14 protein-coding genes are annotated in these 15328 nt (G+C 68.8%); 2 read left to right on the forward strand and 12 right to left on the reverse strand.

Features of this window, described 5'->3' with window-relative positions:
- Positions 1 to 70: 70 nt before the first annotated feature.
- From BLT62_RS00680 to BLT62_RS00725, 11 genes are all read right to left on the reverse strand, one after another.
- Complete coding sequence (locus tag BLT62_RS00680) at positions 71 to 1522, reverse strand: sulfatase family protein (RefSeq protein WP_083362326.1); 1452 nt, start codon at positions 1520 to 1522, stop codon at positions 71 to 73.
- Positions 1523 to 1647: 125 nt separating this feature from the next.
- Entirely contained in the window at positions 1648 to 2736 is a 1089-nt protein-coding gene (locus tag BLT62_RS00685; protein ID WP_331710524.1) for an aliphatic sulfonate ABC transporter substrate-binding protein, read from the reverse strand.
- A 45-nt stretch (positions 2737 to 2781) separates the two neighbouring features.
- Positions 2782 to 3582: an ABC transporter ATP-binding protein gene (locus BLT62_RS00690; RefSeq protein WP_083362328.1), complete on the reverse strand. Its 801-nt coding sequence runs from the start codon at positions 3580 to 3582 to the stop codon at positions 2782 to 2784.
- A complete protein-coding gene (locus BLT62_RS00695) occupies positions 3579 to 4448 on the reverse strand; it encodes an ABC transporter permease (protein ID WP_083362329.1) in 870 nt (289 codons plus the stop codon). Before BLT62_RS00695 ends, BLT62_RS00690 begins: the two co-directional genes overlap by 4 nt.
- 46 nt (positions 4449 to 4494) lie before the next feature.
- On the reverse strand, positions 4495 to 5754 hold the full coding sequence (locus BLT62_RS00700) for an ROK family transcriptional regulator (protein WP_083362330.1): 1260 nt from the start codon (positions 5752 to 5754) through the stop codon (positions 4495 to 4497).
- Between the two features lie 187 nt (positions 5755 to 5941).
- Entirely contained in the window at positions 5942 to 6508 is a 567-nt protein-coding gene (locus BLT62_RS00705; RefSeq protein WP_083362331.1) for a thioesterase family protein, read from the reverse strand.
- Positions 6509 to 6654: 146 nt separating this feature from the next.
- Positions 6655 to 7704 carry a hypothetical protein gene (locus tag BLT62_RS17565; protein WP_172829594.1) on the reverse strand — a complete coding sequence of 350 codons (1050 nt, stop codon included), beginning with the start codon at positions 7702 to 7704 and terminating at the stop codon, positions 6655 to 6657.
- 175 nt (positions 7705 to 7879) lie between these two features.
- Entirely contained in the window at positions 7880 to 9001 is a 1122-nt protein-coding gene (locus BLT62_RS00710; RefSeq protein ID WP_083362332.1) for a bifunctional 2-methylcitrate synthase/citrate synthase, read from the reverse strand.
- Positions 9002 to 9077: 76 nt separating this feature from the next.
- The gene (prpB, locus tag BLT62_RS00715; protein WP_083362333.1) at positions 9078 to 9977 is read right to left on the reverse strand and encodes a methylisocitrate lyase; all 900 of its coding nucleotides are present in this window, start codon (positions 9975 to 9977) and stop codon (positions 9078 to 9080) included.
- On the reverse strand, positions 9977 to 11515 hold the full coding sequence (locus BLT62_RS00720) for an MmgE/PrpD family protein (protein WP_083362334.1): 1539 nt from the start codon (positions 11513 to 11515) through the stop codon (positions 9977 to 9979). Before BLT62_RS00720 ends, prpB begins: the two co-directional genes overlap by 1 nt.
- A 38-nt stretch (positions 11516 to 11553) precedes the next feature.
- The gene (locus tag BLT62_RS00725) at positions 11554 to 12240 is read right to left on the reverse strand and encodes a GntR family transcriptional regulator (protein ID WP_083362335.1); all 687 of its coding nucleotides are present in this window, start codon (positions 12238 to 12240) and stop codon (positions 11554 to 11556) included.
- Between the two features lie 252 nt (positions 12241 to 12492).
- On the opposite strand from BLT62_RS00725, the gene BLT62_RS00730 reads away from it, so the two are divergent.
- Entirely contained in the window at positions 12493 to 13341 is an 849-nt protein-coding gene (locus tag BLT62_RS00730) for a CPBP family intramembrane glutamic endopeptidase (RefSeq protein WP_083362336.1), read from the forward strand.
- Complete coding sequence (locus BLT62_RS00735) at positions 13338 to 14195, forward strand: CPBP family intramembrane glutamic endopeptidase (protein WP_083362337.1); 858 nt, start codon at positions 13338 to 13340, stop codon at positions 14193 to 14195. The genes BLT62_RS00730 and BLT62_RS00735 overlap by 4 nt, the downstream gene beginning before the upstream one ends.
- Positions 14196 to 14222: 27 nt before the next feature.
- On the opposite strand, the gene BLT62_RS00740 is transcribed toward BLT62_RS00735, so the two are convergent.
- Positions 14223 to 15296, reverse strand: coding sequence for an enoyl-CoA hydratase/isomerase family protein (locus BLT62_RS00740; RefSeq protein WP_083362338.1), 1074 nt, complete (start codon positions 15294 to 15296; stop codon positions 14223 to 14225).
- Positions 15297 to 15328 lie beyond the last annotated feature (32 nt).

Here is a 15328-nt window from a genome sequence, read left to right on the forward strand (position 1 = left end):
TCCGTGCTGAACTGGCGTGGGTGGCCGGCACGCGACGGCCGCGACGAGCCGCGCGGACCGCGGCGGCCGCCTAGGCGGCCGGCTCCGCGCGCTCCAGCCCGGCGGGCACCGGCTGGCTGTGGTGCGGCTCGTCGCCGAGTGACGCCTGCAACTGCCACAACTGCACGGTCAGCTCGTCGATCACGTGCGCGTACTCGGCCGAGTGGTAGACGTTCACCAGCTCCTCGGGATCGAGCTGCATGTCGTAGAGCTCCCACTCCGGCGGGTAGACGTGCTCGGAGCTGCCGGGCAGCCCCATTCCGTCGTTGTAGAAGTAGATCAGCTTGTACCGCTCGGTGCGGATGCCGTAGTGCGCCAGCGCGTGGTGGTGCTGGTCGTCGTTCTCGTAGTACCGGTAGTACACGCCGTCCCGGGTGGGCGCGTCCGGCGAGTGCGTCAGCTGCGGCCAGAAGCTCACCCCCTGCATTCGCTCGGCCGGCTCCACTCCGGCCGCCTCCAGGATCGTCTGGGCGAAGTCGACGTTCGTCACCATCTGCTCCAGCGGCTCGCCCGGCTCGATCGCGTTCGGGTAGCTCAGCACCAGCGGCATCAGGATCGACTCCTCGTACATGAACCGCTTGTCGAACCAGCCGTGGTCGCCGAGGAAGAAGCCCTGGTCCGAGGTGTACATCAGCAGGGTGTCGTCGAAGTCGCCGCGCTCCCGCAGCCAGTCGGTGACCCGGCCGACGTTGTCGTCGACCGAGGCCACGCAGGCCAGGTAGTCCTCCATATAGCGCTGGTACTTCCACAGCCCCAGCTCCTCCGGGGTGAGCCCCTCCGGCGGCGCGACCTTGAGGTCTTTCATGGTCAGGTATTCGGCGACCCGCATCGTCGCGTGCTTGGCGGCGCTGGAACGGCCGGCGTAGTCGTCGTCGAACGTGGCCGGCACCGGGATCCGCTGGCCGGCGTACATGCCCTGGTGCTTCTCGTCCGGCTCCCAGGAGCGGTGCGGCGCCTTGTGGTGGATGAGCAGGCACCACGGCTCCTCCCCCTCTAGGGAGTTGACCCAGTCCATCGACAGGTCGGTGATGATGTCCGTGGCGTAGCCCGGCTCGATCCGGATGCCGTCGGCGCTGAGGATCTGCGGATTGAAGTACTCGCCCTGCTCGCGCAGCACCGCCCAGTAGTCGAAGTCCTGCGGGTCGTGCCCCTCGCCCTCGCCCATGTGCCACTTGCCGACGATGCCCGTGCGGTAGCCCTGCGCCTTCAGCAGCGACACGAACGTCGTCTGCGAGGCGTCGATCGGGGTGTCCAGCGTCGTCACACCGTTGACGTGACTGTGCGTGCCGGTCAGGATCGACGCCCGGCTCGGCGTGCACAACGCGTTGGTGCAGTAGCAGTGGTCGATGCGACGCCCCAACGCGGCGATCTCATCGATGCGCGGGGTCTGGTTGACCACCGAGCCGTACGCGCTGATCGCGTGCGCGGCGTGGTCGTCGGTCAGGATCAGCACAATGTTGGGGCGCTTGCTGGGTGTCTTCATCGGTTCTCGTCCTGTTGTGAAGCGGTGTTGCGGTGTGGTGGTGACGGCGTGAGCGCGGGTGCCGCGGCGCCAGTGCGTACTGGCGCCGCGGCATCCGGTGCCCGCCGGGGCGGGCGGGTGCTGCGTTACTTCGTGCCGGCGGCGAGGAACAGCTCGCTGGTGAAGTACGTGGCGGGGTCGGCCGGGTCGGTGACCTTGCCTGCGCCCACGAAGTAGTTGTTCATGCCGGTGAGCCAGCTGTGAACGGTGCCGTCCTCGATCAGGGCGTCGAGCTCAGCCGAGTCGAAGTAGGTGACGTTGCCCGCGTCGGTCTTGACGACCTCGGGGTCGAGCTTCATCATCTTCGCGGTGAGCGCGATGACCTCGTCGAGGTTGGCCTTGCGGTAGTCGAGGGCCTCGCGCACGACCTGCAGCACCTTGGTGGTGGCCTCGGGGTTCTCGGCGACGAAGTCGTTGGCGCCGACGAAGCCGGAGGCGAACGCGACGGTGTCCTTGAAATCCTCGTTGGAGGCGAGGATGTTGAGGTCGGGAACCTGCGTCTCGATGGTGCTGATCAGCGGGTACCAGAGGCCGGCGGCGTCGACCTGGCCGGAGGCGAAGGCGGCGACGGCCGTGGCCGGGTCCATGACGACCTTCTCGACGTCGGCGATGGTCATGCCCGCCGACTCGAGGGCGAGGTTGAGGATCATGTCGCCAGAGGTGCCCTCCGGCACGGCGACCGTCTTGCCCTTGAGGTCCTTGATCGACTCGATGCCGGGCTGCGCGATCACGCGGTCGCCGTTGCCGGTGGCGTTGACGGAGATGACCTGGGCCTGGCCGGAGGCGGGCAGCCACATGGCGCCCGGGCCGACGTAGCCGAAGTCGAGGTCGCCGGTGCCGAGGGCCTGGATCTGCAGCGGGCCGTTGGTGAAGACGGGGGTCTCTGCCTTGAGGCCGTACTTCTCCCACAGGCCGAGCTCCGCGGCGATGGCGTGGACGCTGGCGCCGTTGAAGTCGGCGATGTAGCCGAAGGTGATCTCGATGGGCTCCTCGGCGGGAGCGGCGCTCTCGGCACCGCCGCTGCGGGGGTGTCGCCGGCGGCGCAGCCGGTGAGAACGAGGGCGGCTGCCGCGAACGCTGCGACCATTCCGCGCTTGAGTGCAGTGTGCTTCATTGCTTCTCCTGTGGTTCGGGCCGTCGCTGTTGACGGCGCGGTGGTGGGCGGATGCCGGCAGACGCTGTTGTCTGCCGCGCCCGTCGGTGCTGCTGGGGTGGTGGGGTTAGTGGTTGCCGTCCTGGTGGTACACCGCGTGCCAAACCCGGTTGCGCAAGGCGGTGAACTCGGGGCTGAGGCGCATGTCCTCCGTGCGCGGGTAGGGCAGGTCGACGTCGATGATCTCGTGGATGCGGCCGGGGCGGGCCGCCATCACGACGACGCGGTTGGCGAGGTAGACGGCCTCGTCGACGTCGTGGGTGATGAACACGACGGTGCGCTTCTCCTGGCTCCACGTCTCGAGCAGCTGCTCCTGCAGCTTGACCCGGGTGAGGGCGTCGAGGGCGCCGAACGGCTCGTCCATCAACAGGATCGAGGGGTTCACGGCGTAGGCGCGGGCGATGGCGCAGCGCTGCTTCATGCCGCCGGAGAGCATCTTCGGCAGGGCGTCGGCGAACTGGCTGAGCCCGACCAGGTTGATGAAGTGCTCTGCCCGCTCCCGGCGCTCCGCGCGCGGGACCTTGGCGGTCTTCAGCCCGAACTCGACGTTCTTGCGCACGGTGAGCCAGGGGAAGAGCGCGTACTGCTGGAAGATCACGCCGCGCTCCGGGCCGGGGCCGTCGACGGCGACGCCGTCGACGAGGGCCTGGCCGGTGCTGACCGTCTCGAGGCCGGCGAGCACGTTCATCATGGTGGACTTGCCGCAGCCGGAAGGCCCGACGATCGTGACGAACTCGTTGTCGGCGACGTCGAGCGACACGTTGTCGAGGGCGGTGAACACCTCGTTGCCGAGGGGGAACGTCTTGGTGACGCCGCGCACGGAGATCTTGGCGGCAGCCGTTGCGGGCTGAAGGGTGCTGGTGGTCATCGACGTTCCTGCCATCCGGTGAGCTTGATTTCGGCGAACAGCAGGATGCGGTCCATGAGGAGGCCGAAGATTCCAATGGTGATCAGCCCGACGAAGATCGTGGGCAGGTCGTAGTACATCTGCGCGGCCTGCATGCGGGCACCGAGGCCGACCTGGGCGGCGATGAGCTCAGCCGCGACGACCGTTGCCCACGCGGCTCCGAGGCCGACGCGCATGCCCACCAGGATGAACGGGGTGGATGCCGGCACGACGACGCGGACGAAGATCGCCGGGTCCTTTGCGCCCAGAACCCTGGCCGCGTTGATGAGGGTGCGGTCGACGCTCACGACGCCCTGGTAGGTCGAGATCACGCTGGAGAGGAACGCGGCGAGGAAGATCACGAAGATCTTGGGCTGCTCGCCGATGCCCATCAGCACGATCACGAGCGGGATGATCGCGAGCGGCGGGATGGTGCGGAAGAACTGGATCCACGGCTCCATCAGCCCGCGCGCGACCCAGTACCAGCCCATGAGGAAGCCGACCGGGATGGCCAGGGCGGTGCCGAGGGCGAAGCCGGCGAGCACGCGGCCGAGGCTGGCCCCGGCATCCACGAACAGGGTGCCGTCGATGGTCAGCTGGATGGCGCGCTCGAGCACCTGCGGCGGCGTCGGCAGGCGGAAGCCCGAGACCGAGAGCACCCACCAGATGCCGATGCCGGCCACGACGGAGAACACGTTGAGGGCGAGCATCTTGCCCGAGCGCTGCGAGCGGCGCTTCTTCTCGGCTCGCACACCCTGGGGCGAGACGGTCGCCGTCAGGGTGGTCGCCGTTTCGGGCGCCTGGTGTTTGCCGGGCGTAGCCGTGCCAGCGGCGGCTGTAGCCGTCATCGCGCGCACCTCGCCCTCTGCTCTGCTCGGGGTGCGTTGCGGCCGATCATGTGGTGCTCCTTTGCAATGAAACTGGCGACTGAAAATCTGTGGGGGCGGATGCCGGGGCGCTCTGATAGCGCTCGAGCAGCGACGACCGGCGCAGCACCGCTGCGACGGCGCCGCGGGCCCCGTCGTCGGAGCCGAGGGTCGCCGCGCGCACGACCGGCTCCGCCTGCGGGATGGGGAGAAGCTCGTAGGCGATGGAGGCGCGCGCCTGGTCGACGATCATCGGTGCGGCGAGCGCGAGCGGGCCACCGATCACGATCTCGGCCGGGTCGAGCGCGGTGGCGAGGCCGCCCAGCACGCGGCCGACGGCGACGCCAACCTCTCGCAACACGGCGGTGACGATGGGGTCGCCGTTCTCGGCTGCGCCCTGCAGGGCGTCCAAGTCGGGGAGGGTGGCCCCGCGGCGGGCGCACTCGGCGAGCACGGCGGGGATCGAGGCGATGGTCTCCAGGCAGCCGCGCTTGCCGCAGCGGCAGTCCAGGCCGTCGACGGCGACCGTGATGTGGCCGATCTCGCCGGCGTAGCCGGACGCGCCCGTCTCCAGGGTGCCGCCGAGCACCAGGCCGCCGCCGAGGCCCTGCGAGAGGCGCAGGTAGAGCAGGCTGGACGAGGGCGTCTGGCCGCCCCAGATCGCCTCGGCGAGGCCGGCGAGGCGGGCGTTGTTGTCGATGTGCACGGGGGCGGCGAAGCGCTCGGTGAAGCACTGCAGCAGCTCGCGGGCGCCGTCCACCGCGGAGGTGTCGCGGCGGTCGCGGCCGAGGGCGAGGCGGGCGCCGTTGGCCGAGAAGGGGCCGGGGAAGCCGAGGCCGATGCCCTGGAGGGCGCCGTAGTGCACCTCGTGCTGGGACTTCAGCCGGTCGAGCAGGGCGAAGGCGATCTCGGCGCGCTCGGTCCAGGCGGAGCCGGTGCCGTAGTCGGCGACGCCGGCGGCGATGATCTGCTGGCTCGCGTCGACGACGACGGCGTACACGCGGCCGTGGCTGAAGTCGATGCCGATGACCTGGCCGGCCCCGGGGTCGAGCACGAGGCGCTCGGCGGGGCGTCCGCGGCCGGCGCGCTCCGCGGCATCCGGGGCCACGACGACGATCGCGCGGCGCTGGATGAGCTCGGCCGTGATCTCGGAGGTGGTGGTGCGGGAGAGGCCGACGCGCTCGGAGATCTCGGCCCGACTGAGGGCGCCGAGCTCGCGCAGGGCACGCAGAACTCGCTCCTCGTGGGTCCTCCTCACGAGGGCATGCGCACCTTCGAGCTCAGCCATGCCTGAAACCCTAAGTGAGCTTATTTTTTCCGTAAACACTCCGGCAAAATTACACGGTGTTTTTGTTACTCATTCGTCATAATTGCCGGCGGAGAACGGCAGGTTGCGCCAGTTCGGCCGGGTCTGCGCCAGCTCAGCTGGCGCAGGCCCGGCCGAACTGGCGTGGACGCATCGGAACGGGGTTCGCCTAGCTCCAGACGGAGGGCGCCTCGGCACGGGTGGCCGGCAGAGCGACATCCGGGGCCCAGCGCAGCAGCCACTCGGGCAGCTCCATCTCATCCGGCACGGCACCGACGGCCTCGAGCAGCTCCTCGATCGGCACGACGCCGCCGCTGCGCTTGAGGAAGCGCCCGCGGATGAAGCCCTGGGCGTAGATCTCGGGGTTGCCGTCGGCATCGGGGCGCACGAAGCGCTGCTCGACGTAGACGGCCTTGTCGTCGAAGCCGAGGATGCGCGACTCGATCGTGAAGCGCTGCCACGGCTCGAGCGACTTGCGGAAGCTGATCGTCTCGGCGACGACGACCGGGTACCAGCCGCGCTCCTTGAAGATCGCCCAGACGCCGTTGCGCACGAGCATGTCGAAGCGGGCGACGTCCATGATCGACAGGTAGACGCCGTTGTTCATGTGGTTCAGGATGTCGAGGTCGGTCGGCAGCACCCGGAAGTTGGTGTGGGCGACGTCGTAGTGGCCGAGGCGCGGCTTGCGCCGCGAGAACACCAGCATGTGCATCATCGTGCGGAAGAACATGTGCATGCGCCTCACGCTATCTGCGAGGTGCAGATTCACCGGAATCTGTTGTGCGAATCCTCAAAGCCCGCGCGCCTCCGATCTGAGGCGAGAGCCTCACGCCCTGCGCCACCGCACTCGCCATCCGGCCCGCCGGCGATGCGGCCTCCCCGTCATTCGGAAATCTTCACCAATGGAGCCTTGCGGAGAAGTAGCCTCTTCACCCCCGTGGCATCGAATCGGACCGACGCTATCCGGTTGAGCTCTGTGCCATCCACTTTAAGAACCGTTCCTACCCCGAGGGTGTCGTGCCGCACCAAGTCGCCATGTGCCAGCTGGATCGTTTCCAACTCGTAGCGTCCAGGATTCGGAGCGACTCGCCGCTCCTCGTGCCACTCAAAGCTGCTCTGTTGGTCAACTTTTGCGATAGACGGCGGAAACTTTGAGAACAGAGGAGAAAGCAGCATCGCTGGGTACACGACGAGGATGAAGACGATCCCAAACCCTCCAACTATGAGGTTTACGATCCGCACGCCCTCAGCGTTTTGATTGGAGCGCGCTTCAAGCCCAACCACCTGTCCGAGGTCAATGTCTAGAAACGGTAGGACTGCTGGTCCGAGGATCATGAGCCCAGAAAGCAGCAACATCGCCAGCAGCCATCGGCGGCCCTGATAGACATCGCCGAATCGAGCCTTCATCGGCATTTGAGCCCGCGCACGCGCACGAGCGCTAAGGCTGATTCCAGTCACCTCACGCAAATCGCCACCTTTGAGAGTGCCGGTAAGTATTGGTGGCGAATTCTCCTCATGCAGGATTTCGACGATGAACCCATCCTTGGGGTCGAGGAAATCGAAGCCGAGAGTTGCAACGTTCTTGGAAGCCCCCTGATTCACTCGAACCGAGGGTTGAATCTGCGAGCGACTCATTGCCACGACACGTGCAGAAAGCACCGAATCTCCCAGTGAGAGTTCGATTCTCAATGGATCCACGGCAGTCAAGTCGCTCTGCCGGACAGTGTCGCCTCGCTTTTGCCAAACGCCGACGTATGTGCGACAGAGGCGCTGCAATTTGGCACCTCGAAACGTCAGCCCAAGCCCTCCGCTGACGAGTGAGTCTTCGGGCGCGATCAACTCCTCTTGGTCTATCGCGAAGCGCAAGTCCGGGCGCTGCTTGTTCCGTCTACCGAGTATCCATGCCACTGGTATGCCAACCACGAACAGCACGATTGTTAGCCACTCTGCAAACCCCATTAAGTACCCCCAAACACGCAACCAATGCGCATGATTGGAGCTTAGTGGCGACTCCAGGAGCAGCCCGGAGATGTGACTCGAGCCCAGCTCCGCAGTGTCCGGCCGATACGCTCGTTCCTCGCTACCCGACCAGCGGAGGTGGAGCCAGCTACGCCGGCAGCTCCCGCTGGTCGACGCCGTTGTACACCGACAGCGGCCGGATCAGCGCGTTGGACGCGAGCTGCTCCATCACGTGCGCCGTCCAGCCGACGACGCGGGCGGCCACGAAGATCGGCGTGAACGTCTCGGTGTCGAAGCCCATCAGGTGGTAGGTCGGGCCGGCCGGGTAGTCGAGGTTCGGCTTGATGTTCTTGCGCGACACCATGGCGGTCTCCAGCGCCTCGTAGAGCTCGAGCATGTCCGGCCGCTCGTAGTGCGCGGCCATCGCCTCCAGCGCGGTGCGCATCGTCGGGACGCGCGAGTCGCCGTTCTTGTAGACGCGGTGCCCGAAGCCCATGATCTTGGCCTTGCGGGCGAGGGCCTCCTCAAGCCACGCCTCGGCCTTGTCGGCGGAGCCGATCTCGTCGAAGGTGTGCATGACGGCCTCGTTCGCCCCGCCGTGCAGCGGGCCCTTGAGCGCGCCGATCGCGCCGGTCACGGCCGAGTAGATGTCGGAGAGCGTCGAGGCGATCACGCGCGCCGTGAAGGTGGAGGCGTTGAACGAGTGCTCGGCGTAGAGCACCAGCGACACCCGGAACGCATCGACGACGGCCGGGTCGGCCTCCTCGCCGAACGTCATCCAGAGGAAGTTCTGCGAGTAGTCGAGGTCGGCGCGCGGCTCGACGAGTCCCTGCCCGTGGCGGCGGCGCTGGTCGTACGCGACGATCGCCGGAAGCTGGGCGAACAGGTGCTTCGCCTTGCGCAGGTTCTGCTCCGGCGCGTTGTCCTCGGCATCCGGGTCATTGGCCCCGATGATGCTGACGGCGGTGCGGCAGACGTCCATCGGGTGCGTGCTGAGCGGCAGGTCGTCGATCGCGCGGCGCACGTTCGGGGCGAGCGCGCGCGACGCCCGCTCCTCCGCCATGAAGCCGTCCAGCTCGGCACGGGTGGGCAGCTCGCCGTACCAGAGCAGCCAGGCGACCTCCTCGTAGCTGCACATGGAGGCCAGCTCCTGCACCGGGTAGCCGCGGTAGAGCAGCGAGTTGGTGTCCGGGTTCACCTTGGAGATCGCGGTGAAGTCCACAGGCACCCCGGCCAGGCCCTTGAAGATGGTGGGAGTCTCGTCAGTCATCGTCGTCTGATTCCTTTGCTCGTGGTGCGGGGGTGGTGCGGATGTCGCGGCCGGATTCACGCCGGCCCGCAACACACTATTTCGTGACAGTGAAGTTGAACACTCCGGAGTCGAAGTGGTTGTAGCCCTCGTAGTCGATCAGCTCGTAGAGGTCTGCCCGGTGCTGCATCTCGCCGAGCAGGGGCTCGAGCGTGCCGGCATCCGTCAGCGAGTCGAGGCCGCGCGCGGTGGCTCCCATCGCCAGGCGCAGCATCGACACCGGCCAGATGACCATGTTCATGCCGATGCCCTGCAGCTGCTCGACGGTGAAGAGCTCGCTCTTGCCGAACTCGGTCATGTTGGCCAGCAGCGGCACGTCCACGGCCGCGCGCATCGCCGCGAACTCCTCGAGCGAGCGCATCGCCTCGGGGAAGATGGCGTCGGCGCCGGCGTCGACGAGGCGCTTGGCCCGGTCGATCGCGGCGTCCAGGCCGTCAACCGCGGCGATGTCGGTGCGCGCCATGATGAGGAAGTTCGGGTCGCGGCGGGCGTCGACGGCGGCGCGGATGCGCTTGATCGCCGTGTCGGAGTCGACGACCTGCTTGCCGTCGAGGTGGCCGCAGCGCTTCGGGTTGATCTGGTCCTCGATGTGCATGCCGGCCAGGCCGGCATCCTCCATCTCCTGCACGGTGCGGGCGACGTTCATCGGCTCGCCGAAGCCGGTGTCGGCGTCGACGATCGCGGGCAGCTCGGTCATCCGGGCGATCTGTTTGGCCCGGCCGGCCACCTCGGTGAGCGTGGTCAGGCCGATGTCGGGCAGCCCGAGGTCGGCGCTCAGCACGGCGCCGGAGATGTAGACGCCGTCGAAGCCCTTCTTCTCGATCAGCCGGGCCGAGAGCGGGTTGAACGCGCCGGGGAAGCGCAGCAGCTCGCCGCTGGCGAGGCCGGCGCGGAACGCGACGCGCTTCTCGGCCGGGGTGGTCTGGGCGTACAGCATTAGAAGATCCCCTCTGGGGTGGCGACGGAGGAGAGCACACCGGGGGTCGCCTGGAAGGTGAGCCCGCCGAGCTCGGCCGGGCTGAGCTCCGGCAGGCGCTCGGCCAGGGCGATGAAGCGGTCGATCTCGGCGCCGGAGAGCACCGGCTCGGCCAGCATCCGGAACTTGTTGATGTAGTCGGCGCGGGCGAAGGGGCGGGCGCCGAGCGGGTGGGCGTCGGCGACGGCGATCTCGTCGACGATGGTGCTGCCGTCGGTCAGGGTGATGACGACCTTGCCGCCGAAGGCCTTCTCGTTCACGTCGAGCGAGTGGTAGCGGCGGGTCCACTCCGGGTCCTCGACGGTGCTGAACTTGTTCCACAGCGCGACCGTGTCCGGGCGCTGGGCGCGGGCCGGGGCGTAGGAGTCGACGTGGTGCCAGCTGCCGTCCTGCAGGGCGACGGTGAAGATGTACGGGATCGAGTGGTCCAGCGTCTCGCGGCTGGCCGTCGGGTCGTACTTCTGCGGGTCGTTCGCGCCGGAGCCGATCACGTAGTGCGTGTGGTGCGAGGTGTGCAGCACGACGCTTGCGATGTTCTCGACGTGGTCGAGGATCAGCGGGTAGTTGTTGTGCAGGCGGCGGGCCAGGTCGATGATGGCCTGTGCCTGGTACTCGGCCGAGTGCTCCTTGGTGTAGCTGTCGAGGATGGCGCGCTTGGCCTCGCCGCGCTCGGGCAGAGACACCTCGTATGCGGCATCCGGGCCGTCGAGCAGCCAGGCGATCACGCCGTCCTCGCCCTCGTAGATCGGGGTCGGGCTTGTCTCGCCGCGCATCGCCCGGTCGACGGCCTCGACGGCCATCTTGCCGGCGAAGGCCGGGGCGTGCGCCTTCCAGGAGGAGATCTCGCCCTTCCGCGACTGGCGGGTGGCTGTCGTGGTGTGCAGCGCCTGGCCGATGGACTGGAAGATCGTGTTGACGTCGAGGCCGAGCAGGGTGCCGATGCCGGCGGCGGCGCTCGGGCCGAGGTGGGCGACGTGGTCGATCTTGTGCTTGTGCAGGCTGATCGCCTTGACCAGGTCGATCTGGATCTCGTAGCCGGTGGCGATGCCGCGCACCAGCTCGCGGCCGCTCAGCTCGCGCTTCTCGGCGAGGTGCTGGGCGACGGCGAGGATCGCCGGGATGTTGTCGCCGGGGTGCGAGTACTCGGCGGCCAGGAAGGTGTCGTGGTAGTCGAGCTCGCGCACGGCGACGCCGTTGGCCCAGGCGGCCCACTCTGGGCTGGTGCGCCGGGCCGGGTCGAGGCCGAAGACGTTGGCGCCGGCGCCGTGCACCGAGACGGGGTGCGAGGTGGCCTGCGAACGGGCCGACACGACGGGCGCGCGGGTGAGGGATGCCGCGGCGACGGCGGCGTTGTCGATCACGCGGTTGATCACCATCTCGGTGACCTCCTCGCTCACCTCGACGGGGTCGGCGGCGAGCTCGGCGAGCTTGTAGGCCAGCTGGTTCTCGCGGGCGAGGTTCTCGTCGCTGCGGTGCACTCGAAGGTGGTGAGTCTGCACGGATGGTCCTTTCGTCGTGCTGCCGCTGGGCGGCGGGGCTAGTGGGTGGCGCTGAGGACGCCGGCGGCATCGCCGGCGTCGCTCGTCTCGCTCGCCGAGCTGGCGAGGGCGTTGGTCAGGCTCTTGTGCAGGTGCACGTGGGTGGCGTGGCTGGCGAGCGAGGCGTCGCCGGCCAGGATCGCCTCGACAATCAGGAGGTGCTCGGACGCCGCCTGGCGGAGGCGCTCGTGGTCGTGACTGGCAAGCCGGCGGATGCGGCTGGAGTGCAGCCGCACGCTCTGCAGCGCGGCCACGAGGTAGTCGTTGTCGACGGCGTCGTCTATGGCCTGGTCAATGTCGTCGACGAGGGCGAAGTACTGGCGCAGGCCCTCGTCGCCCTTCTCGAGGAGTGTCGGGGCGCTGCCGAGGCGCTCGCGCAGCCGGCGGAAGGCCACGTCGTCGCGGCGGCGGGCCGCCAGCATGGCGGCCTGGCCCTCCAGCGCCTGGCGCAGCTCGTAGAGCCCGACGATGTTGTCCGGCGAGATCTCGCTGACGACGAGGCCGCGGCCGGAGAGCGCCGTGACGAGCCGGTCGGCGGTCAACCGGGTGAGGGCCTCGCGCACCGGGGTGCGGGAGACGCCGAGCCGGGTGGACTGCTCCACCTCGGCGAGCACGGTGCCCGGGCGCAGCACGCCGTCGAGGATCTCGCTGCGGAGCGTCTCATACGCCCGATCTCCAGCGCGCATGTCGCCCCCTCTCCGATTCCACGTTCTGCGGCCTCGAGTGCCGCTGTGTATACATAGTAAGCAGATATCGCCGACACGCGCCACTCACGCAGCGAGATGGCACTGAAATGTATACACGACACGCCGCGTGCTCCCGACGAATCCCACACCCTCCCCCGCCTTCCCGACGGCGCGCCAGTTGAGGCCGCAACGCCCGAATCGCTACTCTCGGGAACGGCCGCACCACTTCTGCTCGCACGGAACGGAGCCAAAATGCCCGACGCTGCATCGATGTCCCCCTGGAAGCGCTTCTGGGAGCGGGGCGGCGGGTGGAAGGCCCTCCTCCTCGTCGTCGTCTACTACGCGCTGTACCAGGGCGGCGGGTTCGTCTTCCTGCCGCTCCTGCAGCAGGTGGACCCGCAGAGCGCGGCATTCGTCCTCGTCGGAACCGCCCTGCCCGTGCTCCTCGGCTGCGTCCTGCTCCTGGTGTTCGGCCTGTCACTCGGGTGGCTGCGCGAGCTCTTCGGCCCGCAGCCGATCCGCGGGAGCTGGTGGATGTGGATCGCCGTCGCCGCGGTGCTCCTGTTCAACATCCTGCGCTTCGCCACCATTGACTACGCGGAGGCCGGCTTCGACGTCGTGGCCACGTGGCTGCTGGCCGGCCTGTTCATCGGCTTCGCCGAGGAGGTGCTCACCCGCGGCTACGTCGTGAACCTCATGCGCAAGGCCGGGCACCCCGAAATCCTGGTCGCGGTCGTCTCCGCCGCGCTCTTCGCCGGCCTGCACTCCGGAAACCTCTTGACCGGCCAGCCGCTCTTCGCGACCCTCATTCAGGTGGGCTACACCTTCGGCTTCGGCATCTGCATGTACCTCGCGCTGCGCGTCACGGGCAACATCATCTGGCCGATCCTGCTGCACGCCACCACCGACCCGAGCATCTTCCTGCAGACCGCCTACCCGGCCGACGGTGCCCTCACCTCGATCGCGGGGCTCGGCAACATCGTCGTGATCATCGTGGGCCTCGTGCTGCTCATCTTCATCCGCGGCCGCATCACCGCCCGCGAGGGCGACCCCGCCCTCGCTTCGCAGCCGGTGCCGCCGATCACGAACGCCGGCGTGTGAGCTCCCCGGCCCGGGCGGCGGCCCCGGCGGCGGATGCCAGGCCGCAGCCCCGAATCCCGCAGCGGTTCTGGATCGGGCTCGTCGCGGTCATCGCCTACGTCGCTCTCGCGGCCGGGGTCAGCAGCCTCCTGGTCGACTGGCTGGCGCCGGAGGGTGAGCTCGCGGAGTTCGCTCTCAGCCACATACCCGTTCTCCTCCCGCTGATCATCGCCGGGCTCGTCTTCGCCCGGCGCTCCGGGTGGGCCGAGATCTGGCGCACCCCGGCCGCCTACGAGACGCGACCGCGGCGCTGGTGGATGCTGGCGATCCCGCTGCTGATGCTCGCGCAGTCGGCCATCATGCTCACGCTCACCCCGTGGAGGAACTGGGACATTCTCGGCATCGCGCTCGTCGCGCTTGTCACGGCGATGGTCGGGTTGGGTGAGGAGCTGTACTTCCGCGGGATCCTCCGCAGCAGCCTCCGCGCCCACCACGGCGAGACGCTCACGCTCCTCGTCACCGCGCTGCTGTTCGGCGCAGCCCACTCCTTCGGCAGCGCCATCCACGGCGAACCGGCGGGAGCGATCGCCTTCCAGGTGGGCGTCACGATGCTCGACGGCGCACTGTTCTACGCGGCGTTCCGCGCCACCGGGCGGCTCTGGGTCGCCATCGCCCTGCACGCACTCAGCGACTTCACGCTCTACCTCTCGAGCACCGACCTGGCCGATCAGACTGCGATCGACGTGTCCACCGTTCCGGCGAACATCGTGATCCAGGTGGCCCTGTGGGCGCTCGTCGCCGTGCTGTTCGTCAGCGCCATCCGCCAGGACCTCGCGGCGCGGCGGAGCCAGAGGGGCGAGGCGCAAGCCGACTAGGCCCGCGCCACCGGGAGGTGTGGGCCGCTACCAGAGCGGCTCGGCCGGGCGGTGCGCGAGGGCGGACGCCGCGGCATCCGCCGGCAGCGCGGCGAGGGTCGCCGGCTGCCACCGGGGGCGGCGGTCCTTGTCGATCAGCTGGGCGCGCACCCCTTCCGCGAAGTCGGGCTGCTCGAGCAGCCAGGCGCCGACGCGGTACTCCTGCTCGAGGGCCGCGCGCAGGCTCGGCAGCCGGCGCGCAGCGCGCAGCGCGGCCAGGGTCACGCTGAGTGCCGTTGGTGAGAGCTGCTCCAGCTCATCGGCCGCCCGGTGCGCCGCCGCCTCCGGTCGCGCGCGCAGGCACCCCAGGATGCCGGGGACCGAGTCGGCCGAGTAGCAGGCGTCGATCCACTCGCGGCGCGCGCGCAGGGACTGCACAGTCTCGGTGTCGGCGGTCAGCGGCTCCGGCGTCTCGTCGAAGAGCATCACGATCTCCGCCGGCGAGCCCGGGTCCGCGCGCTCGGCGAGCGCCTGCAACAAGTGCGGCAGCAGCGCGCTGGGCAGATAGAAGTCGGCGAAACCGCTGTCGACGGCATCCGCCGCCGCCATGCTCGCGGAGTTCAGCGCGAGGTAGGTGCCCAGCTCGCCCGGGGCGCGGGAGAGCAGCCACGTGCCGCCGACGTCCGGGCAGAATCCGATGCGGGTCTCGGGCATGGCCAGGTGGGAACGCTCGGTGACGATGCGGATCGAGGCGTGACCGGCCAGGCCGATGCCACCGCCCATGGTGATGCCGTCCATCAGCGCGACGACAGGCTTGGGGTATTCGGCGATGAGGGCGTTCAGGGCGTACTCGGCGCGGAAGAAGGCGCGGGCGTGCTCGTGCTGCCCGGCCCGGCTGTGCTCGGCCAGCTCGCGAATGTCGCCGCCGGCGCAGAAGCCGCGCTCGCCCGCGCCGTCGAGCACGACCACGGACACCTCGCTGTCGGTGGCCCAGGCCGTCAGCGTCGTGGTCAGCGTCTCGACCATGGCCGCGTTCAGCGCGTTGAGCACCCGCGGCCGGTTGAGGGTGAGCCGGCCGACCCCGTCGGCAACCCTGACCAGTACCTGCGGCTCTTCACTCATCCCCACACGCTATCGCCCCAGCCCCCCCCCCC

It is taken from the genome of Microterricola viridarii, assembly GCF_900104895.1.
GTDB classification, from domain to species: domain Bacteria; phylum Actinomycetota; class Actinomycetes; order Actinomycetales; family Microbacteriaceae; genus Microterricola; species Microterricola viridarii.